Source organism: Comamonas suwonensis, assembly GCF_012844455.2.
Taxonomy (GTDB): domain Bacteria; phylum Pseudomonadota; class Gammaproteobacteria; order Burkholderiales; family Burkholderiaceae_C; genus Comamonas; species Comamonas suwonensis.
Map to the genome: position 1 here is coordinate 156711 of NZ_JABBCQ020000002.1, position 21375 is coordinate 178085.

The window sequence follows — 21375 nt, forward strand, 5'->3', positions numbered from 1 at the left end:
CTGTGCAAAAGCACGTGTCAGAGAAGCCAGCGCCGACAACGTCATGGTTGGCAAATACCTGACTTGGAAAAGGTTGAAACCCGCCTGAAGCCAGCCAGAACCGCGTCTGTACTGCATATTTCAGAACTTTAGGCGCGGCGCGAATTAGCGCCCGCGCTCACACTCTTAGAACAACACATAGATTGGCTCAGAAATGGCCCCTGAATCACTGCTTGCTGCCGTAGACCTTGGCTCCAATAGCTTTCGCCTTGAAATTGGCCGCATCGGCTCCCACCAGCGCATTGAGCGTGTGGAGTACCTCAAGGAAACCGTGCGCCAAGGCAACGGGCTGAATGCACGCCATGAACTCTCCCGCGAGGCCATGGAGCGTGGTTGGGAATGCCTGGCCCGCTTTGGTGAACGCCTGACGGGCTTCAAGGCCGCGCAAGTGCGTGCCGTGGCCACCCAGACCCTGCGCGAAGCCATCAATGCTCAGGAGTTTGTGGAACGCGGCAGCCAGTTGCTGGGCTTTCCGATTGAGGTCATTTCCGGCGAAGAAGAAGCCCGCCTGATCTATCGCGGCGTGGCCAGCTCGCTGCCGCCCAGCCAGCAAAAGCGCCTGGTCATTGACATTGGTGGCCGCTCCACCGAAATCATCATCGGCCAGCACAGCAAGGCGCTGCAGGTTGCCTCATTTGCGCTGGGCAGCGTCTCATGGAGCGCGCATTACTTCAGCGATGGCATGCTGAACAAAGCCAACTTTCAGACTGCCATGGCCGCCGCCAGGCAAAGTCTGGCTCACGCCCAGTTTGCCTACCCTGGCACTGCCTGGGACTGCGCCTATGCTTCATCCGGCACGGCCAATGCGGTGGCCGATGCGCTCACGGCACAAGGCCTGGATGGCCGCGTCATCACGCCAGCCAAGTTGCGCCATCTGTATGAGCAGTTGCTGGACATCGGCCATGTGGACAAGCTGCGCATTCCCGGTCTCAAAGAAGACCGCCGCGCCGTGGTGGCTGGCGGCATCAGCGTGATGATGGCCGTGGTGGACTTGCTGGGCATTACCGAGCTGGAAGTCGCACAAGGTGCGCTGCGTCAGGGCGTTTTGCATGACCTGCTGGACCATGAGCCACCCGCCGACAAGGAAGCCGCCGAAATCAGAGGTCTGCAGCTGGATTTTGGCGTGGACGAGGCCCACGCGCACCGCGTACAGCACGTTGCCGCCGAGCTGCTGCAGCAAATGCAGTCCACAGCGCCCTCGCTTTTAGCGACCAAGGCGCTGGGCATGGCCGCGCAGTTGCACGAGGTGGGCATGCGCGTGGCGCTGAGCAACTACCACCGTCATGGTGCCTACATTACCGAGCATTGCAGCCAGGCCACCTGGGAGCCCGAGCTGCGCGAGCGCATCTGCCAGCTGGTGCTGGGCCACCAAGGCAAGCTGCGCAAGCTGGATGCCGTGATTGGCGACCCCGAAGTCGCTCTGCCGCTGATGGCGCTGCGCCTTGCTGTACAGCTATGCCACACGCGCCGCGACCCGGACATGCAAGGCATTACCCTCAAACGCACAGGCACGGAATTCAGGCTGACCACACCCATCGGCTGGATGCTGACCTACCCACAATCGGCCCGGCTGCTGGAAGAAGAAGCTATGGCCTGGAGCAAGTCGCCCTGGAGCCTGAAGCTGCATCTGCGCTGAACCGGTGCTCCGGATACAGCGATAACGCAACAAAAAGGGACTGCACCGCAGTCCCTTTTTGATTCAGTGCTCATAAGAATGAGAGCTGCTTGCGCAATTCATTCATGAGCTTCAGCATCAAAAAACTTCGAAACCCATGCTTATCAAGCGCAAGAAGCTCACATTTTTAAAGATTACTTGGCAAGTTTCTCCCCGCCATAGCGCGCCATCAGTGCCTGCTGGGCACCCTTGCCATCCAGCGGATGCAGAGGCTTCCGATAAACACCCGAGGCATCCAGCAACCACGCATCGCGGTCGTCGCCCATATAAGCCACCAGACACTCGTCGATCACGCGCTGGCGCAGCTTCTTGTCCAACACCGGCCAAGCCAGCTCCACGCGGCTGAGCATGTTGCGGTTCATCCAGTCGGCGCTGGACAGCAGCAGCTCCTCCTCATCGCCCCACGCAAAGTAGAAGACGCGTGAATGCTCCAGAAAGCGACCAATGATGGAGCGCACGCGGATGTTGTCCGTCACCCCGGGGCGCTGCGCCGGCAGCATGCAGCTGCCGCGCACGATGAGATCAATCTGCGCCCCCTTTTGCCCTGCGGCAACCAATGCCCGGATCAGCGGCTCATCGGTCAGCGCATTCATCTTGAGCACCATGCGTGCCCGCTCGCCACGGGCGGCAGCAGCAGCCACCTTGCCAATCAGCTCCAGCATGCTGCTTTGCAGATGAAACGGTGCCATCACCAGCTTTTGCAGCTTGGGTAGGGTGTTGTGGCTGGAGAGATGGCGAAACACCGCATCCATATCGGCCGTCATTTCTGCATTGCAGGTCAGCTGACTGATGTCGGTGTAGAGCCTTGCGCTGCGCGCGTTGTAGTTGCCTGTGGACAGATGAGCGTAGCGCTTGAGCTGGTTGGTGCGCTTTTCACGGCGCGTAATCAGCAGCATCTTGGCGTGTGTCTTGAGACCGACCACGCCGTAGACTACTTGCACGCCCAGCGATTCCAGCTTCTCGGCCCAGTTGATATTGGCCTCTTCATCAAAGCGGGCCTTGAGCTCCAGCACCGCCAGCACTTCCTTGCCACGACTCACGGCCTCAGCCAGCAAGTTCATGATTTCGGAGTCGGTGCCGGTGCGATAAATCGTCTGCTTGATGGCCAGCACCTGTGGGTCGTTGACGGCCTCGCGCAACAACTCCAGCACGCCATCAAAGCTCTCAAAGGGCTGGTGAATGATGATGTCGCTCTTGCGCATCTGCGCCATGATGGAGCGACCGGGCGTGAGCTGCGTGGGCCATGCGGGCTTCCATTTGGGAAACAGCAAGGCAGGGTCATCCACCAGATCAATCAGCTGCATCTGGCGCACCAGATTGACAGGCCCCTTGACTCGGAACAGCGCCTGCGCAGGCAGACCGTATTGCTCCAGCAGCAGATCAGACAGCTCCACCGAACAAGACGATGACACCTCCAACCGCACCGCCTGGCCGTAGTGACGATGATGCAGGCCTTGGCGCAGTGCCATGCGCAAATCGACGACATCGTCATCATCGACGGCCAAATCGGAATGGCGGGTGGCGCGAAACTGCGAGAACTCCGACACTTCGCGCCCCGGGAATAACTCGGCCAAGTGCGCCCGTACGACACTGGAGATGCTGACAAACAGTTTTTGCTTGCCCGAGATTTTTTCCGGCACCCGGATCAGTCGCGGCAAGGCGCGCGGCACTTTGACAATTGCCACCTCATTGGCGCGCCCAAAAGCGTCCACGCCATTGAGGCGCACAATGAAATTCAGCGCCTTGTTGGCCACTTGCGGGAAGGGGTGTGATGGATCAAGCCCCACTGGCATCAGCAAAGGCTGAACTTCACGCAGAAAATATTCACGCACCCACTTGCGCTGTGCCGCGCTGCGATCGCCATGCGAAATCAGGCGAATCGCATGCTTGTTGAACGCGGGAATGATGGACTGGTTGTAGAGCTGGTACTGCTTGGCGACCAGAGCATGTGCCGTCGCCATCAGCCGCTCAAAGCTGGCAATAGTATAGGTGCCCAGTTCGTCTCCTGCCTTGGCAGCAGAGACATGCGGTGCGCAACGCACTTCAAACCATTCGTCGAGATTGGAAGAAACAATGCACAGATAGCGTAGGCGCTCAAGTAGCGGAACGTCTTCGCGCTCGGCCCAGCTCAGTACCCGCTCATTGAAGATGAGAATATTTTGATCACGATCCAGAAGCTCCAGAGTCGGCTCAATCGTCTGATCCATCGCAGTGGGCATGGCAACCTCAGTCTTGGGCGCTGCACGACGCCTGCGCGGCGCTTTAGTGACAGCTTTGACCGGCTCAGCCAACGCCTTGCCGGTCGTGCCATGTTGCCCGTCAGACTGAGGTTTCGCAACTGCCGCCAACCCAAGGCGCGACACTTGTCCACCCAGACCATGCAGATCGTGAGCCAGCCCCAGCGATGCGGGACCTGTTTCGGCCACCTTTGCAGGCACTGGCAAGGGCTGCGCCAAAGCCTCTTCGGCCTGGGTTGTAGCGGAGTTGAGAAAAGAAGAAGCAGAGCCAGAGCTGGCTTGAGAGGATTGGGACATGTGTCAACAGCGGCCTGCAGAGCCTGAAGCGCCCTTGAGGGCATGCTCACAGTCTGCCGTCGCTTTGTGACAATCGCATGACCAATTGGTGACGTTGAAGACTGTCTATGACAGTCTTCAACGATTTAACTGCCCCTGACGATTGCAGCGAGTCGCTCTGCGCAGGTGCTGGCCATGGCGGCATCTCGCGCTTCGACCATGACGCGCACCAGGGGCTCTGTTCCGCTGGCGCGAATCAGCACGCGGCCATCGTTGCCCAGCAGCTTTTCCACCTCCGCCTGCTCCTGAGGCAGCTGCTGGTTGCTCTTCCAGTCTTGACCCGGCTGCAAACGCACATTGATCATGACTTGAGGGAACAGCGTCACCTTCTCCAGCCACTGTGCAATCGTCTTATTCGAGCGCACACACGCCTGCAGCACCTGCAAAGCGCTGACCAGACCGTCACCGGTGGTGTGCTTGTCCAGAGCCAGCAGATGGCCCGAGCTTTCCCCCCCCAGTTGCCAACCGTTGGTTTTCAGCGCTTCCAGCACATAGCGGTCACCGACTTTGCTGCGCACAAAGCCCATACCTTGTGCTTTGATTGCCAGCTCAACCGCCATATTGGTCATCAAGGTACCTGCTACGCCGGGCACTGCACCGCCTGCTGCCAGGCGGTCAGCCGCCATGAGATACAGCAACTCGTCGCCGTTGTAGAGGCGACCCTGTGCATCCACCAGCTGCAGCCGGTCAGCATCGCCATCCAGCGCAACGCCATAGTCAGCATTGTTAGCGCGCACGGCCATCACCAGCGCCTCGGGGTGGGTTGCCCCCACGCCTTCGTTGATATTCAGGCCATCCGGCGAGCAGCCGATGGCCACCACATTCGCACCCAATTCGTGAAAGACCTTGGGTGCAATCTGATAGGCAGCACCGTGCGCCGCATCAACCACAATCTTCAGCCCGCGCAGCGACAGACTATGGTCAAACGTGCTTTTGCAAAATTCGATATAGCGGCCAGCTGCATCTGCCAGACGGTGGGCCTTGCCCAGAGCGGCAGATTCTGCCCAGACAGGCTCATCCTCAAGAGCCGCCTCGACCTCTTCCTCCCAGGAGTCCGGCAGCTTGGTGCCTTCCGCGCTGAAGAATTTGATGCCGTTGTCATAAAACGGGTTATGACTGGCGCTGATCACCACACCCAGACTGGCGCGCTGAGCACGCGTGAGGTAAGCCACCCCCGGAGTGGGTAATGGCCCCAGCAGCATGACATCGACGCCCGCAGAGTTAAAGCCTGACTCCAGCGCACTCTCCAGCATATAGCCGGAAATACGAGTGTCCTTGCCGATCAGCACCAAGGGACGCTCTTGCGTGCGACGCAGCACACGACCCACCGCGTGCGCCAGGCGCAAAGCAAAATCAGGGGTAATAGGCGACTTGCCGACTGTTCCGCGAATCCCATCGGTACCGAAATACTGTCGTGCCATGTTCTCGTTTTCCTTTTACTGATTCAATATTCTTGCTTTTACGCTTGCGCTCAAACGGTCATTGCATCTTCATCATGCATGGCCTGCCAGACAGATAGCGCCGCCACCGTATCTTTCACGTCATGCACGCGCACGATTCGTGCACCACGGTCGACCGCCAGCAAAGCAGCTGCCACACTGGGCACCATCCGCTCTTCCACAGGCAAACCAGAAACCTGCCCCAGAGAGCCTTTGCGCGACCATCCTGCGAGAAGGGGAAAGTCTAGTCCCAGCAACGCCTGTTGATGTGCCAGCAAGGCAAAATTTTGTGCCACGCTTTTGCCAAAGCCAATGCCATAATCCCAGACGATGCGCGAGCGCTCCACCCCCGCATCCAGCAAGGGCAGAGTGACTTGCTGCAGAAAGCCTGCAACGTGAGCAACCGCATTCCCCTGCATGTGGTTGAGATGCATGTCCTGAGGCGTCTTGTGCATGTGCATCAGGCAAACGCCACAGTTTCGGTGCTTGCTGACCACCTCAAAAGCACCCGGTTGGCGCAACGCCCAGATGTCATTAATGATGTCTGCGCCTATATCCAGAGCAGCCTGCATGACCTCTGGCTTATAGGTATCCACGGAAATTGGCACATTGAGCTTGACGGCCTCTCGCAGCATGGGCAATACACGATCCAGCTCATCTTCCAAGTTGACAGCCGGCGACCCTGGCCTTGTGGACTCACCACCAATATCCAGAATATGCGCGCCCTGCTTCAGAAGCAGTTCTGCATGCGCCATCGCCTGAGACACGCCGGTGTGTTTACCTCCATCGGAAAAAGAGTCCGGGGTCACATTCACAATCCCCATGACCTGAGGTTTGTCGAGTTGCAAAAGAAAGCGCGATGTTTGCCACTGCTGGAACATAAAGATCCGATCTTGAAAGTGAAAAAACAAAAGGTCCACAAGGGACCTTTTGTTCATGTGCTTAAACTTTTAAGCGGTTGTCGGCGCTGGGTCTGCACTGGCTGCAGGAGTACCGCCCGACGAATTACCACCATCCGATGAAGGAGGGTTACGAGGTGTCCAGTCCTTGGGGGGACGGGGATCCTTGCCTGCCATGATGTCATCGAGCTGCTCTGCATCGATGGTTTCCCAGTCGAGCATAGCCTTGGCCATGGCGTGCATCTTGTCGCTATTGTCTTCGATCAACTTGCGCGCCAGCGTGTACTGCTCATCGATGATGCGGCGAACCTCATCGTCCACCTTTTGCATTGTGGCTTCAGACAGGCTGGAGCCACGGCTGAAAGAACGGCCCAGGAAAGGCTCGCCTTCCTGCTCGGAGTACACCATGGTGCCCAGAGCATCACTCATGCCATAGCGGGTGACCATGTCACGGGCAATCTGGGTCGCACGCTCAAAGTCATTCGATGCACCAGTCGTCATCTGGTTCATGAACACTTCTTCAGCAATACGTCCACCAAACAGCATCGCGATCTGGTTCAGCATGAACTCCTTGTCGTAGGAATACCGATCTTTCTCGGGAAGGCTCATCGTCACACCCAGCGCACGGCCACGTGGAATGATGGTCACCTTGTGCACGGGGTCGCACTTAGGCAGCAGCTTACCAATCAGAGCGTGGCCTGCTTCGTGGTAGGCCGTGTTGCGGCGCTCTTCCTCAGGCATGACCATGCTCTTGCGCTCAGGGCCCATGATGATCTTGTCTTTGGCCTTTTCGAAGTCCTGCATCTCGACCGTGCGCGCATTGCGACGGGCAGCCATCAGGGCAGCTTCATTGCACAGGTTTGCCAGATCAGCACCTGACATACCGGGCGTGCCGCGGGCAATGATCGCGGGGTTCACGTCTTGGCCAACGGGGATCTTGCGCATGTGCACATTGAGGATCTGTTCACGACCACGGATATCGGGCAGCGTGACATACACCTGACGGTCAAAACGACCGGGGCGCAGCAAAGCGGCATCCAGAATGTCAGGGCGGTTGGTTGCAGCCACCACGATCACGCCGAGGTTGGTCTCAAAACCGTCCATCTCAACCAGCATCTGGTTCAGCGTCTGTTCACGCTCATCGTTACCGCCACCCATGCCGGCGCCACGTTGGCGGCCCACGGCATCGATTTCATCGATAAAGATAATGCAAGGCGCATTCTTCTTCGCATTTTCGAACATGTCGCGGACACGGGCAGCGCCCACGCCAACGAACATTTCCACGAAGTCAGAACCCGAGATCGAGAAGAAAGGAACCTTGGCTTCGCCTGCAATGGACTTGGCCAGCAAGGTCTTACCAGTACCAGGAGGGCCCACCAGCAGGAGGCCACGAGGAATACGACCACCCAGCTTCTGGAACTTGTTGGGGTCTCTCAGGAAGTCAACGACTTCCTTAACCTCTTCCTTGGCTTCGTCGGCACCAGCTACATCCGCAAAAGTTACGGTATTGCTGTTTTCATCAAGCATGCGAGCCTTGGACTTGCCAAAACTGAACGCACCACCCTTGCCACCGCCCTGCATCTGACGCATGAAGTAGACCCACACGCCGATCAGCAGCAGCATGGGACCCCAGCTCACGAGCAAAGTCATGAGCAGCGAACCTTCCTCGCGGGGCTTCACGTCAAACTTGACGTTGTTATTGATCAGGTCGCCGACCAAACCACGGTCCAGGTAAGTGGCAGTGGTACGGATCTTGCGATCATCGGTTGTGGTCGCCACAACCTCGGTGCCCCCGGCACCTTCCTGAATGGTTGCAGACTTGATGCGGTTACTGCGAACCTGCTCCAGGAATTCCGAGTAGCCAACATGAGATGCACCACCAGCGCCTCGGGTGTCAAACTGTTTGAACACCGTAAACAGCACCATGGCGATGACCAGCCAGACGGCGACTTTTGAAAACCACTGATTGTTCAAGCGGGGCTCCAAAGGAATATTCAGACGAAAAGGCCCAGAAGGGAACTTCTAAACCTAGTTGAGGTTCATTTTAGGTCTTTCAAGCGCCAAAGACGGCTATTTCCTCCTATTGCAGCCATAGGCAGAATGCGGTCTTGCGCTGAAACAGCGCTAAGCCAATGATTTACCAAGGCTTTGCACTATCACTTTCATAGACTTGCTTAAGCAAGCCATGCAAGAAAATGCCCTTAGAACCTGTTTACACAGTGGGCTCAAAGGCTATTTAAGGCCAATGCCCACCAAGAATATCTCGGAAGAACGGTCGCGCGAAGCCTTGGGCTTGATGGGTTTAACCAACTTGAAAGTCTGCTTGAACAAGTCCACCAACTCGTTGTAGCCGCTACCGTGGAAGAGTTTGACCACCAATGTCCCTTCAGGCTTCATGTTATTGATGGCAAACTCAACGGCCATTTCGATCAACAAAGCGACCCGCGCACCATCGGTTACGCCACTGCCCGAAAGGTTGGGCGCCATGTCCGAGACCACGATATCAGCTTTGCCGCCTTGCATGGCTTCCTCCAGCTGAGCCAGCACCGACTCTTCGCGAAAGTCGCCCTGAATGTACTGCACGCCCTCGATAGGGTCCATGGGCAGCAAGTCCAGAGAGATGATTCGGCCATTCAACTCACCCACGGCAGCACCTGTGGGCGAGAGGCGACGGCGCACATACTGGCTCCACGCGCCGGGAGTGCAGCCTAAGTCAACCACAGTGTGGCCGGGCTTAATGAGCTTGAAAGACTCATCAATTTCTTTGAGTTTGTAGGCCGCGCGAGCGCGGTAGCCATCCTTTTGAGCGGCTTTTACATACGGATCATTGAGGTGATCGTGCAGCCAATTCTTATTGACCTTCTTACTTTTAGTTTTCGTTTTCATACCTAGATTCTCGCAGCCTTGATAATACGGGTATGCCCCAAATTGAATTAACTCCTGCCCAGCGCCGGGAACACCGTGCTGAAGCCCACCATCTGGACCCTGTTGTCCTCATCGGTGGCGATGGTTTGACTCCTGCAGTACAGAAGGAAGTGGACGCCGCACTCAATGCCCATGGCCTGATCAAGGTCCGCGTTTTTGGCGACGACCGTGCCAGCCGTGAGCAAATTTATCTGAAGCTTTGCGACGAACTCGGCGCAGCGCCCATCCAGCACATCGGCAAATTGCTCGTGCTGTGGCGCCCCATTCCTGAGAAGGAACGTCAGCACGACGAAGACCGCATGCCCGGCCCTCGTGATATCAAAGTGCTGAAGTTTGGCCGCGCCGGCTCCAAGCCTGAAGTCAAGCAACTGCGCGTACTGGGCAACCAGCGCCTGACAGCTGGCGGCACGATCAAGCGCGCCAAGCCCAAGCAAAAGTCGGTCAAAAAAGGCCACTGATTCGGGTCCTCAAGATCCGCCACACATCGCTCATTTGCTATTTTCTTCGCTGAGACCGCTTATCCATGGTTCAGACCACACAGCAGCAACGCCACATTCTTTGCATGAAATGGGGCACCAAGTACGGCCCGGAGTACGTCAATCGACTCTATGCCATGGTGCGCCGCCATCTCAGCGGAGATTTTCGCTTTGTCTGCTTGACCGACAGCACTGAAGGGATTCGTTCCGAAGTGGAATGCCTGCCCATTCCCGACTTGAACATTCACCTGGCCCCGGGCCAGCGTGACGGAGCCTGGAAAAAGCTCACGACCTTTGAGCGAGACCTGCATGGCCTTAAAGGTCAGGCGTTATTCCTCGATCTGGATGTGGTCATTGTGGGCAGCCTGGATGAGTTCTTTGCGCTGCCCGGTGACTTTCGCATCATTCACGACTACCCGCGCTTTTGGCGCTTTGGCAAGCGCATTGTCGGAAATTCCTCGGTCTACCGTTTTGAGCTGGGTGCGCATGCCGATGTTCTTGAGAACTTCCGCGCCAACACCGAAGAAATGCGTGCCAAATACCGCAATGAGCAGGAGTACCTGTCGCACTTTCTGCACAAGCAAGGCAAGCTGGATTACTGGCCTGCCGGCTGGTGCCCGAGCTTCAAGTACTACTGCATTCCGACCTGGCCCACCAATTACTGGAAAGAGCCTGTGCCGCCTGCGGATGCTCGCATCGTGATTTTCCACGGTGAAGTGAACCCACCCGATGCTCTGGAAGGCCGCCGCAACAAGCGCTTCCGTCATATCGAGCCGGCCAAATGGATCGAAAAGGCTTGGGGCTGACCCCTCACCCCTGATAACTGTCTGCTGCATTGCTATGCAGCCAAAACAAAAGGCGTTGACCACAAGGTTCAACGCCTTTTTTGTTAAGCATTTCGCGCTACAGAATGGATAGCGCAACCTACTTGCGATGCTTGGCATCCACCAGCGAGTAGCCCTTCATGCGCGACAGAATGGACAGCGGGCTTGCCGCTGGGTTGTATTCGCTGCCCGGCGGCAGAAACAGAGTCTGCTCCAGCATGTACTGGCCCGACATCACCGCGTGCACAGCCTGATCGGAAAAACACACCCAGGTTGAGCCAGCAGCAAACGGCACAGTCTCCTGTGGCGCGTTTTGCTGGTAGTCCATATCGCCCTTCATCCCGTCGTGCAGCTGCAGCATCAGGTGATCGTACTCGCTGCGATAAGACTTGGTCACATGCAGCAGCTCCAGCGCCTTCGCTTGCCAGGCGCTATAAGGCTTGGCACGAGGCACAAAGCGCTTGGCAACATCGGTGAATGGCTCGCCCACACGCCACACGCGCGGCTGGCCTGCGGGGTTCACATTGGTGAACACGCGCAAGATGCGCTCGCCGTAGTTGGGCCGCGATGGGAAAGCGTCCACATGCATGCGCTTGTCGTCCGCACGCCATGACTGAGCGCGCGTTTCAACCTGCGAGGGGCGGTAGCTGGTGGGCGCCATGCGCACCACAGGCATGTAATCGGGGAACAAGCTGGCAATCAGACCCGTGGCCTGATCGCGAAAGCGGCCGACCATGGCAGCGACCTGCTTTTGCGTGGCTTCATCGCCTGCAACGCCCTTGATCGAACCATCCACATTGAGGCTGATATTGCGCGCCTTGGGGTCGCGCACATCGGGGCGCAGCAGCGTTTTTTCCTGCTCGGTCAGTTGAAAGGTCAGTTGCGGAAAGTACAGCAACTTGCCCGCCTCGACGGCAGCAGTCCATTCATCGCGCCGCTGGACATTGCTCCAGTCGGTCGCGTCGATTTTTACGATTTGAGATTCCATGGCCTTGGCAGTTTACTCCCAGCCGCTTTGCCGGGCTTGGGCTGGATCAAGCCTGCTTGCGAACGCCTGCAACGCGCCACAGCACGATGGCGGCACACAGCCACTGCAAGGCATACATCCCTGTGCCAACGCTGTGCCAGAGCTTTAGATTCTCACGCGCCACGATCTTGGGCGATACGCCGTACTGCACGATCAGTGCTAGCAACATGCCTGCGATCACAAAACCAATAGCGGCTTGCGCCCACTCCTCAATCTTTTCAGCATGCTTTCGCTTTGAAAAGACCAGCAGTAGACCGCAACATGCTATCGAAATCCATGTCTGCGCCGCAAACAGCTTGGCTGCCATAAAGCCTGCCATCGCTGGCGCGGGCAAATTAACGAACAGCATGGGCACAGCCACAAAGCCAATAGAGCACAGACTGCCCCACCACAAAGCGGCCAAAAAAACAGGCAAACGGTCAAACATAGTCAGCAATCCTTAACATCCGCACGACCTCCACAGAGGCAGCGAGCAAGGGCCGCCCCGCAGCGAGGCCGTCGTTCCCCTCGGCAAAGCAGAGAGGGAAAGACGCAACGCCCCTCAGGGGTTAGATATATTTAACGCCCACGATTTCGTAACGACGCTCGCCACCGGGTGCCTGCACCACAGCGGTATCGCCCTCTTCCTTGCCAATCAAGGCTCGGGCGATGGGGCTGGAGACGTTGATGAGGCCGTGCTTGAGGTCGGCCTCGTCTTCACCCACGATCTGGTAGGTCACGGCAGTGCCGCTGTCTTCGTCTTCCAGATCCACCGTGGCGCCAAACACCACGCGACCGCCCGCATCCAGACCGGTGGGGTCGATGATTTGCGCAGCGGACAGCTTGCCTTCCACTTCGATAATGCGACCTTCGATGAAGCCCTGCTGTTCCTTCGCGGATTCGTATTCGGCGTTTTCGCTCAAGTCACCCTGAGCGCGTGCTTCGGCAATGGCTTGAATGACGGCGGGACGCTCCACAGTCTTCAGGCGCTGCAGTTCAGTCTTGAGCTTTTCTGCTCCGCGCTTGGTGATTGGGATGGTGGCCATGATCGAGTCTCCAAATTCAGCAAACGCCGCGCACTGCGCGGCACTTTTCGCACAGATCTGCCTGGCAACGCCAAACAGGGGCCTGTGCCCCAAAAGCAAACCGCCGCACGTTGCCGCGCGGCGGTTCAAATACATTACCGATGATTATGCCCCGTTTGACAGGGCAAAAATCCGGTAAAAACCCGGCAGCCCTTACGGACTGAGCTGGATTCAGGCTTCTCAGGCCTTGATCAGCATGGCGTGCAGTTCCTGCACGGAATGCACATCTAGATTACCACGCATGGCCTTCATGCCTTCCACAGCTGCTTCCGCGCCGAAGATGGTAGTGAAGGTCGTCACGCGAGCCAGCAAGGCGCTGGTACGGATCTGGCGCGAATCAGCGATGGCGTTGCGGCGCTCTTCCACGGTGTTGATGACCATGGCGATGTCGCCATTCTTGATCATGTCAACCACGTGAGGACGGCCCTCAGTCACCTTGTTCACAGCCTGCACGGACATGCCAGCGGCCTCCAGTGCCGCAGCTGTGCCGCGGGTTGCACTCAGGCTGTAACCCATGGCGACCAGCTCCTTGGCCACAGCCACGGCGCGTGCCTTGTCGTTATTCTTCACCGACAGGAAGACCTTGCCTTCGGCAGGCAGGTGCACACCAGCACCCAGCTGACTCTTCACAAAGGCTTCACCGAAAGTCTTGCCCACCCCCATGACTTCACCGGTGGACTTCATCTCGGGGCCGAGAATGGTGTCCACACCGGGGAACTTCACGAATGGGAACACGGCTTCCTTGACGCTGAAGTAAGGAGGTGTCACTTCCTTGGTCACGCCCTGCTCAGCCAGCGTCTGGCCGGCCATGCAGCGTGCGGCCACCTTGGCCAGTTGCACGCCAGTCGCCTTGGAGACGAAAGGCACGGTACGAGAAGCGCGGGGGTTCACTTCCAGCACGTAGATCACGTCCTGACCGTCCACTTCCTTGATGGCGAACTGCACGTTCATCAGGCCCACCACGCTCAGGCCTTCGGCCATGGCAGCGGTCTGGCGCTTGATTTCAGCCACAGTGTCGGCCTTCAGGTAGTAAGGAGGCAGCGAGCAAGCGGAGTCACCGGAGTGCACGCCAGCTTGTTCGATGTGCTCCATCACACCGCCGATGTACACGGCACCAGTGTGGTCACGCACGCAGTCCACATCGCACTCGATGGCGTTGGACAGGAAGTGATCCAGCAGCACGGGCGAGTCGTTGGAAACCTTGACGGCTTCGCGCATGTAGCGCTCCAGATCACGCTGCTCATGCACGATTTCCATCGCACGGCCGCCCAGCACGTAGCTAGGACGCACCACCAAGGGGTAACCCAAGGCGGCCGCTTTTTCCAGCGCTTCAGGCTCGGTACGAGCGGTGGCGTTCGGCGGCTGGCGCAGGCCCAGATCGTTGAGCAGCTTCTGGAAGCGCTCACGGTCTTCGGCCGCATCGATCATGTCGGGTGTGGTACCAATGATCTTCACGCCTTCGCGTTCCAGACCCAAGGCCAGTTTCAATGGAGTCTGACCGCCGTATTGCACGATCACGCCTTCGGGCTGCTCCACATCCACGATTTCCAGCACATCTTCCAGCGTCAGCGGCTCAAAGTACAGGCGGTCGGAGGTGTCGTAGTCGGTCGAAACCGTTTCGGGGTTGCAGTTGACCATGATGGTTTCGTAACCATCTTCGCGCATGGCCATGGCGGCGTGCACGCAGCAGTAGTCAAATTCGATACCCTGGCCGATACGGTTGGGGCCACCGCCCAGCACCATGATCTTTTTCTTGTCCGTGGGCGCAGCTTCGCATTCCTCGTCGTACGTGGAATACATGTACGCCGTGTTGGAAGCAAATTCGGCCGCGCAAGTATCCACTCGCTTGAACACAGGGCGCACCTTCAAGGCCTTGCGTGCTTCACGCACGGCCTTGTCGGTGGTGTGCAGCAGCTTGGCCAGACGGCGGTCCGAGAAGCCCTTTTGCTTCAAGGCGCGCAGAGTACCCTCATCCAGCGATGCCAGAGCGCCTTCGCCCTTGGCGGCAGCGACTTGATCCAGTTCGAGTTCGATCTTGATGATCTCTTCGATCTGCACCAGGAACCACTTGTCGATCTTGGTGATGTTGTGCACTTCGTCCAGCGTCCAGCCGGCCGCGAAAGCGTCACCCACATACCAGATGCGGTCGGGACCGGGCACGCCCAGTTCCTTTTCCAGAATCTCGCGATCCTGGGTCTTTTCGTTCATGCCGTCCACGCCAACTTCCAGACCACGCAGGGCCTTCTGGAAGGATTCCTGGAAGGTACGACCAATGGCCATCACTTCGCCCACAGACTTCATCTGGGTGGTCAGGCGGTCATCAGCAGCGGGGAACTTCTCGAACGCGAAACGTGGGATCTTGGTGACCACGTAATCGATCGAAGGCTCGAACGAAGCAGGGGTTGCACCACCGGTGATTTCGTTCTTCAGCTCGTCCAGCGTAAAGCCCACAGCCAGCTTGGCCGCGATCTTGGCGATGGGGAAGCCAGTGGCCTTGGAAGCCAGTGCCGACGAACGCGAGACGCGGGGATTCATCTCAATGACGATCATGCGACCGTCCTTGGGGTTCACCGAGAACTGCACGTTGGAGCCGCCGGTGTCCACACCGATTTCGCGCAGAACCGCCAGAGATGCATTACGCATGATCTGGTATTCCTTGTCGGTCAGCGTCTGAGCAGGCGCCACGGTGATGGAGTCGCCGGTGTGCACGCCCATGGGGTCCAGGTTTTCGATCGAGCAAACGATGATGCAGTTGTCAGCGGTGTCGCGCACCACTTCCATCTCGTACTCTTTCCAGCCCAGCAGAGATTCTTCAATCAGCAGCTCGTTGGTAGGCGAAGCCTCCAGACCGCGCTTGCAGATGGTTTCGAACTCTTCAGGGTTGTAGGCAATGCCGCCGCCGGTGCCGCCCAGCGTGAAGCTGGGGCGAATGACGGTGGGGAAGCCCATTTCCTTTTGCACCGCCCAGGCTTCGTCCATGGTGTGGGCGATGCCGGAACGTGCGGAACCCAGACCAATCTTGGTCATGGCGTCCTTGAACTTGGAGCGGTCTTCGGCCTTGTCGATGGCTTCAGGCTTGGCGCCGATCAATTCAACCTTGTACTTATCCAGTACGCCATGCTTCCACAGGTCCAGCGCGCAGTTCAGCGCGGTCTGGCCACCCATGGTGGGCAAGATGGCATCGGGGCGTTCCTTGGCGATGATCTTCTCGACCGTCTGCCAGGTGATGGGTTCGATGTATGTGACGTCCGCAGTCGCGGGGTCGGTCATGATCGTGGCGGGGTTGCTGTTGATCAGAATGACCTTGTAACCCTCTTCGCGCAGGGCCTTGCAGGCCTGCACGCCGGAGTAGTCAAACTCGCAGGCCTGACCGATCACAATGGGACCGGCGCCAATAATCAGAATGCTTTTAAGGTCGTTGCGCTTAGGCATTAGTTCTTCTCCATCAGCGCAGTGAAGCGGTCAAACAGATAGCCGATATCGTTGGGGCCGGGCGATGCTTCGGGGTGACCCTGGAAGCAGAAGGCTGGAACGTCGGTGCGCTCCATGCCTTGCAGCGTGCCGTCAAACAGGCTGATATGCGTGGCGCGGGTGTTGGCAGGCAACGACTCCACTTCCACCGCAAAGCCGTGGTTCTGGCTGGTGATGCTGACGCGGCCGGAATCCAGATCCTTAACAGGGTGGTTGGCACCGTGGTGGCTGTTTTGCATCTTGAAGGTCTTGGCACCAGAGGCCAGCGCCATGATCTGATGGCCCAGGCAGATACCAAACAAAGGCATCTTGGCAGCCATGATCTCTTGTGCAGCAGCAATGGCGTAGTCGCAAGGTGCGGGGTCGCCAGGGCCGTTGGAGAGGAACACACCATCGGGGTTCATCGCCAGCACATCCTTGGCAGGCATCTGGGCAGGCACGACGGTCACGTCGCAGCCACGCTCGGCCAGCATGCGCAGAATGTTCTTCTTCACGCCAAAGTCATAGGCCACGACCTTGAACTTGGGCGCTTCGAGCTTGCCGTAGCCTTGGCCCAGCTTCCACTCGGTCTCTGTCCATGCGTAAGACTTGTCGGTGGTCACCACCTTGGCCAGGTCCAGACCCTTCATGCTAGGGGCAGCCTTGGCAGCAGCAATAGCTTCGTCGATCTTGGCTTGCGTCACGGCTTCGCCGGCAGCCAGGCCTACGATCGCACCGTTTTGTGCGCCTTGGTCTCGCAGCAGACGTGTGAGCTTGCGGGTATCGATGTTGGCAATCGCCACGGTGTTGCCAGCAATCAGGTACTCCGACAGCGTTTGCTCGCTGCGGAAGTTGCTGGCCAGCAATGGCAGGTTCTTGATGATCAGACCTGCGGCATGGATCTTGTCAGCCTCGACGTCCTCTGAGTTGACGCCGTAGTTGCCGATATGCGGATACGTGAGTGTCACGATCTGCTGGCAGTAGCTGGGGTCAGTGAGGATTTCTTGATAGCCAGTCAGCGAAGTGTTGAAAACGACTTCACCAACGGTGGTGCCTTGCGCACCAATCGAGTTGCCAATAAAGACCGTGCCGTCTGCGAGCGCCAGAATGGCGGATGGGAAATTTCCCTTGAGAGACAAAAGCACAGGGTTCTCCGGTTTTTTAATTACGGTTACGCCCAACGAAGCCCCGGCATGTGTGCTGGGACATTTTGTCTGCAGGGAATGGCGAGGAAGCGTCGCTAGGCGTATGAAGGAATGCTTGAAAGCCGCCCATTATAGGGGTGGTCGGCTACAGCCCCTTGAAAGGCCTCGGGATTACCCTCTTCGCAGAAGCATGCTTACGCTGCTTGCATGCAGGCAAATTGCAGCAGCCGCACCGACGTTGAGTGACTCCTCACCCCCCGGCTGAGCAATGCTGATGCGGTGCTCAGCCATCTCCATCAAGGCATCACCAACGCCCTGCCCTTCATGACCCATGGCCCATGCACAAGGCCAGGGGAGATTGGCTTCATGAATCAATGTCCCCTGATGAGAGCTGGTCACTATCAGCGGCACGCCCAACGACTGGACATCTTCAATCGCAGCGGCCTCCACCAGATGCAGTCCAAAGTGAGCCCCCATGCCTGCACGCAGCACCTTCTGACTCCACAGCGCAGCTGTACCCTTGAGCGCCACGATCTGCCTAAAACCAAAGGCCGCGGCGCTGCGCAAGATGGAACCCACATTGCCAGCATCCTGCACACGATCGAGCAGCACGGTGGCCACGCCGGACTGCACCTGAACGCCCGCATCCCAGTCCATCACATAGCCCATCCGCGCCGGGGATTCCAGACTGCTGATTTCATCGAACAGCGCATCGGCAATCACTATGACTTTGCTCGCTGCATGCACCCATTCCTCAGGCGCTTGAGGCCAGAAAGACTGCGCAAAGACGGCGGCTTTAGGCGTCAAACCACGCGCCAGTGCAGCGCGGCACAGGTGATCGCCTTCGAGCCAGACGTGGCCCTGCTTGCGATAGGCCGTACTGTCTTGCGAGAGGCGGCGCAGCTCTTTGACGAATGCGTTGTCGCGCGAATGAATTTCCGTGACTTGAGGGCGTGCAGCCATGTCAACCTCTGGATAAAAAAAGAAAACCCGGCCTGCTCATGCCTGCCGAGCTTGAATGATCTGAAGATAAAGCGCCTGAGCCGGCCCTGTGCCGCACTCAGGTTTAAGTTACGCGTACAGCGACGCCTGCGACATCTGCCATGTGGAAGTCACGCCGGAAAGCCCGGTCTCGCAAAGCACAGGCTGAGCTGCGGCACCCTCGCACACCTGACCGGCCAACAGCACCTGCGCCACCGGCGAGAAAGATCGGCGATGCTCAGCCGTCGCACCATGGGTGCGCAGCGCCGCAAGATGGGCCGCCGTGCCATAGCCCTTGTGGCCTGCAAAACCGTATTGCGGATATTGGGCATCCAGCCGCTCGCACCAGCGGTCGCGCGTGACCTTGGCCAGAATGGACGCGGCAGAGATGGCCTGCACCAGCGAATCGCCCTTGATGATGGCCTCGGCCTGCACATCAATCTGCGGCAGCTGATTGCCATCGACCAGCACCAGCACGGGCTTGAGGCGCAAGCCCATCACCGCGCGGCGCATGGCCAGCAGCGTGGCCTGAAGAATGTTGATTTCGTCAATTTCCTGCACGGATGCCTGCGCTATGCAAAAGCACAGCGCCTTGGCGCGGATTTCGTCATACAGCACCTCACGGCGGTTGGCCGTGAGCTTTTTGGAGTCGTTCAGACCCGTAATGGGCTTCATGTCATCCAGGATGACGGCCGCAGCCACCACCGGGCCCGCCAGCGGGCCGCGCCCAGCTTCATCCACCCCTGCAACCAGCCCGGGCGGATGCCAGGGCAGGCTATCTTGCTCAAGCAGCAGGGGAGGCAATGATTTTTTCGATCGCATGGGCAGCCAGTTCGGCAGTATCTCGACGCAGTTCGTGATGTAGCGCAGTGAAGCGCTCAACCAGCGCTTCAATGGTGGCAGGAGAATCCTGGCTGGCTCGGAGCCAGCACAGTGCGGCTTGCGCCAGTGCCTCCGGGCTTGCGGCGTCTTGCAGCAACTCGGGCACGACAAAATCGCCGCACAGAATATTGGGCAGCCCCACCCATGGCTGGAGCTGCTTGCGCTTCATCAGGCGCCAGCTCCAGGGGTGCATGCTGTAGCTGATGACCATGGGGCGCTTGTAGAGCGCGGCCTCCAGCGTGGCGGTGCCGCTGGCAATCAGCGTGCAATCGCAGGCGGCCAATACATCGTGGGACTGACCCTTGACGATGAGCACCTTGTCCGCCATGCCTGCCTCTGCAGCAATGCGCTTGACTTCTTCATACAAAGAAGGAACGGCAGGCACTACAATTTTTGTAGCTGGCAGCGCTTTCTGCACCAGGGCTGCAGCCTTAAAAAAGCCGGAAGCGATATAGCGCACCTCGGAACGGCGGCTGCCGGGCAGCAAAGCCAGCACCAAGCCCTCTTCAGGCAAACCCAGACGCCCTCGCGCGGCAGCGCGATCGGGGTGCAGCGGAATCACCTGAGCCAGCGGGTGACCGACATAGGTCGCCTCAATGCCGTGCTGGGCCAGCAGCTCTGGCTCGAACGGAAAGATGCACAGCACATGGTCGGCCGCGCGGCGGATCTTTTCGATGCGATCCGCACGCCAGGCCCAGATGGAGGGACACACGAAATGCACGGTTTTAACACCGGCCTCGCGCAGCTTGGTTTCAAGACCCAAGTTAAAGTCCGGCGCATCCACCCCCACAAAGACCGAGGGCGGGTGCGCAATCAGGCGCTGGCGCAGCTTTTTGCGAATGCCCAGCAGCTCCGCCACGCGGGCCAGAACCTCCCAGCTGTAACCGTGCACGGCCAGTCGTTCAGACTGCCACCACGCCTCAAAACCGCGCTCCTGCATCCTCTCGCCGCCAATGCCCATCGACGTTGCATCAGGCCAGCGCTGGCGCAGGCCATCGAGCAGCAGGGAAGCGAGCAAATCGCCCGAGGCCTCACCCGCCACCATGGCAATGCTGGGCGCTACGGAGTCTGCAGTAGCTTGCGCTATCTGCTTGGAGGTTTCAGAGCTATTCACGTCTCAATCTTTGATGGAAGCAGCGCTAGCCGCTATCAGTTTTGCAGAGCCTGAGACTTACTCAGCGCGCAATACCGCGTGTCGATGCCGCCAGAAAGGCCTGCATGCGTTCTACATCTTGCGCGGCCTCAGGCATATCAGCCTTCATGGCTTCAATCGCCTGCTTGGCCGCCTCCAGCGTCAAGCCCTGGCGGTACAGCAACTTGTGCATTTGCTTGACGGCAGCCAGTCGCTCCGGTGTAAAACCGCGGCGGCGCAGGCCTTCGGCATTGAAGCCGCGCACCGCCAGCGGGTTGCCGTCCACCATCATGAAGGGCGGCACATCTTGAGAGATATGACTGGCAAAGCCGGCCATCACATGCGCACCGATGTGGGTGAACTGGTGCACGCCAGTCAGGCCGCCCAAGATGGCCCAGTCGTCCACATGCACATGACCCGCCAGTGTGGCGTTGTTGGCCAAAATGGTGTTATTGCCCACGATGCAATCGTGCGCAATATGCACATAGGCCATGATCCAGTTGTCGTCACCGATCGTGGTCTCGCCACGATCCTGCGCCGTACCCAGATTGAAGGTACAGAACTCGCGCACCGTGTTGCGGTCGCCGATCACCAGCCGCGTAGGCTCGCCCGCGTACTTCTTGTCCTGGGGCTGAGCACCCAGCGAAGCAAACTGAAAAATCTGGTTATCGCAACCAATGGTGGTCGCACCTTCAATCACGCAATGTGCCCCCACCTTGGTGTTGGCAGCAATGCGCACATCTGGCCCGATGACGGCATAAGGCCCCACCGATACAGAGGTATCAAGTTGCGCCGCAGGGTCGATAACTGCGGTGGGGTGAATCAAACTCGCTGACGCCATCAA

The 21375-nt window shown here is 58.5% G+C and carries 17 protein-coding genes; 3 read left to right on the forward strand and 14 right to left on the reverse strand.

What is annotated here, in order from left to right:
* Positions 1-193: 193 nt before the first annotated feature.
* Positions 194-1675: a Ppx/GppA phosphatase family protein gene (locus tag HF327_RS02870; RefSeq protein WP_169106806.1), complete on the forward strand. Its 1482-nt coding sequence runs from the start codon at positions 194-196 to the stop codon at positions 1673-1675.
* Positions 1676-1848: 173 nt separating this feature from the next.
* Here the strand turns inward: HF327_RS02870 and ppk1 are convergent, their stop codons facing one another.
* The 5 genes from ppk1 to HF327_RS02895 all read right to left on the reverse strand — a co-directional run bounded on the left by ppk1 (position 1849) and on the right by HF327_RS02895 (position 9511).
* Positions 1849-3921, reverse strand: coding sequence for a polyphosphate kinase 1 (gene ppk1 / locus HF327_RS02875; protein WP_169106978.1), 2073 nt, complete (start codon positions 3919-3921; stop codon positions 1849-1851).
* Between the two features lie 452 nt (positions 3922-4373).
* Complete coding sequence (gene glmM, locus HF327_RS02880; protein WP_169106807.1) at positions 4374-5708, reverse strand: phosphoglucosamine mutase; 1335 nt, start codon at positions 5706-5708, stop codon at positions 4374-4376.
* A 50-nt stretch (positions 5709-5758) separates the two neighbouring features.
* A complete protein-coding gene (gene folP, locus HF327_RS02885; protein ID WP_169106808.1) occupies positions 5759-6607 on the reverse strand; it encodes a dihydropteroate synthase in 849 nt (282 codons plus the stop codon).
* 69 nt (positions 6608-6676) lie between these two features.
* Positions 6677-8599: an ATP-dependent zinc metalloprotease FtsH gene (gene ftsH / locus HF327_RS02890; protein ID WP_169106809.1), complete on the reverse strand. Its 1923-nt coding sequence runs from the start codon at positions 8597-8599 to the stop codon at positions 6677-6679.
* Positions 8600-8857: 258 nt separating this feature from the next.
* Positions 8858-9511, reverse strand: coding sequence for an RlmE family RNA methyltransferase (locus HF327_RS02895; protein ID WP_169106810.1), 654 nt, complete (start codon positions 9509-9511; stop codon positions 8858-8860).
* A 32-nt stretch (positions 9512-9543) separates the two neighbouring features.
* On the opposite strand from HF327_RS02895, the gene HF327_RS02900 reads away from it, so the two are divergent.
* Positions 9544-10008 carry a YhbY family RNA-binding protein gene (locus HF327_RS02900; RefSeq protein WP_169106811.1) on the forward strand — a complete coding sequence of 155 codons (465 nt, stop codon included), beginning with the start codon at positions 9544-9546 and terminating at the stop codon, positions 10006-10008.
* Positions 10009-10073: 65 nt separating this feature from the next.
* Entirely contained in the window at positions 10074-10832 is a 759-nt protein-coding gene (locus tag HF327_RS02905; protein WP_198460392.1) for a glycosyltransferase, read from the forward strand.
* Positions 10833-10950: 118 nt separating this feature from the next.
* On the opposite strand, the gene HF327_RS02910 is transcribed toward HF327_RS02905, so the two are convergent.
* The 9 genes from HF327_RS02910 to lpxA form a co-directional block, all read right to left on the reverse strand.
* Positions 10951-11838, reverse strand: a complete 888-nt coding sequence (locus tag HF327_RS02910) for a Kdo hydroxylase family protein (protein ID WP_169106812.1) — start codon at positions 11836-11838, stop codon at positions 10951-10953.
* 46 nt (positions 11839-11884) lie between these two features.
* Positions 11885-12304 (reverse strand): DUF4149 domain-containing protein, encoded by a 420-nt coding sequence (locus tag HF327_RS02915; protein WP_169106813.1) that lies wholly within the window; start codon positions 12302-12304, stop codon positions 11885-11887.
* A gap of 121 nt (positions 12305-12425) precedes the next feature.
* A complete protein-coding gene (gene greA, locus HF327_RS02920; protein ID WP_099736401.1) occupies positions 12426-12902 on the reverse strand; it encodes a transcription elongation factor GreA in 477 nt (158 codons plus the stop codon).
* A gap of 219 nt (positions 12903-13121) precedes the next feature.
* Positions 13122-16373, reverse strand: a complete 3252-nt coding sequence (gene carB, locus HF327_RS02925; RefSeq protein WP_169106814.1) for a carbamoyl-phosphate synthase large subunit — start codon at positions 16371-16373, stop codon at positions 13122-13124.
* Positions 16373-17536, reverse strand: coding sequence for a glutamine-hydrolyzing carbamoyl-phosphate synthase small subunit (gene carA / locus HF327_RS02930; protein ID WP_169106815.1), 1164 nt, complete (start codon positions 17534-17536; stop codon positions 16373-16375). The genes carB and carA overlap by 1 nt, the downstream gene beginning before the upstream one ends.
* A gap of 171 nt (positions 17537-17707) precedes the next feature.
* Complete coding sequence (locus HF327_RS02935; protein ID WP_169106816.1) at positions 17708-18499, reverse strand: TrmH family RNA methyltransferase; 792 nt, start codon at positions 18497-18499, stop codon at positions 17708-17710.
* A gap of 108 nt (positions 18500-18607) precedes the next feature.
* Positions 18608-19339 carry a ribonuclease HII gene (gene rnhB, locus HF327_RS02940; RefSeq protein ID WP_169106817.1) on the reverse strand — a complete coding sequence of 244 codons (732 nt, stop codon included), beginning with the start codon at positions 19337-19339 and terminating at the stop codon, positions 18608-18610.
* A complete protein-coding gene (gene lpxB / locus HF327_RS02945; RefSeq protein WP_169106980.1) occupies positions 19302-20444 on the reverse strand; it encodes a lipid-A-disaccharide synthase in 1143 nt (380 codons plus the stop codon). The genes rnhB and lpxB overlap by 38 nt, the downstream gene beginning before the upstream one ends.
* 130 nt (positions 20445-20574) lie before the next feature.
* Positions 20575-21372, reverse strand: coding sequence for an acyl-ACP--UDP-N-acetylglucosamine O-acyltransferase (gene lpxA, locus HF327_RS02950; protein ID WP_169106818.1), 798 nt, complete (start codon positions 21370-21372; stop codon positions 20575-20577).
* Between the last annotated feature and the right edge of the window lie 3 nt (positions 21373-21375).

Bases quoted from the DNA above. Each gene is read 5' to 3' on its own strand.
- HF327_RS02905 (WP_198460392.1), top strand. From the start codon at position 10,074: ATGGTTCAGACCACACAGCAGCAACGCCACATTCTTTGCATGAAATGG.
- HF327_RS02910 (WP_169106812.1), bottom strand. From the start codon at position 11,838: ATGGAATCTCAAATCGTAAAAATCGACGCGACCGACTGGAGCAATGTC.
- lpxB (WP_169106980.1), bottom strand. From the start codon at position 20,444: ATGGTGGCGGGTGAGGCCTCGGGCGATTTGCTCGCTTCCCTGCTGCTC.
- HF327_RS02900 (WP_169106811.1), top strand. From the start codon at position 9,544: ATGCCCCAAATTGAATTAACTCCTGCCCAGCGCCGGGAACACCGTGCT.
- rnhB (WP_169106817.1), bottom strand. From the start codon at position 19,339: ATGCGATCGAAAAAATCATTGCCTCCCCTGCTGCTTGAGCAAGATAGC.
- HF327_RS02870 (WP_169106806.1), top strand. From the start codon at position 194: ATGGCCCCTGAATCACTGCTTGCTGCCGTAGACCTTGGCTCCAATAGC.
- glmM (WP_169106807.1), bottom strand. From the start codon at position 5,708: ATGGCACGACAGTATTTCGGTACCGATGGGATTCGCGGAACAGTCGGC.
- lpxA (WP_169106818.1), bottom strand. From the start codon at position 21,372: ATGGCGTCAGCGAGTTTGATTCACCCCACCGCAGTTATCGACCCTGCG.
- HF327_RS02935 (WP_169106816.1), bottom strand. From the start codon at position 18,499: ATGGCTGCACGCCCTCAAGTCACGGAAATTCATTCGCGCGACAACGCA.
- folP (WP_169106808.1), bottom strand. From the start codon at position 6,607: ATGTTCCAGCAGTGGCAAACATCGCGCTTTCTTTTGCAACTCGACAAA.
- greA (WP_099736401.1), bottom strand. From the start codon at position 12,902: ATGGCCACCATCCCAATCACCAAGCGCGGAGCAGAAAAGCTCAAGACT.
- carB (WP_169106814.1), bottom strand. From the start codon at position 16,373: ATGCCTAAGCGCAACGACCTTAAAAGCATTCTGATTATTGGCGCCGGT.
- HF327_RS02915 (WP_169106813.1), bottom strand. From the start codon at position 12,304: ATGTTTGACCGTTTGCCTGTTTTTTTGGCCGCTTTGTGGTGGGGCAGT.
- HF327_RS02895 (WP_169106810.1), bottom strand. From the start codon at position 9,511: ATGAAAACGAAAACTAAAAGTAAGAAGGTCAATAAGAATTGGCTGCAC.
- ppk1 (WP_169106978.1), bottom strand. From the start codon at position 3,921: ATGGATCAGACGATTGAGCCGACTCTGGAGCTTCTGGATCGTGATCAA.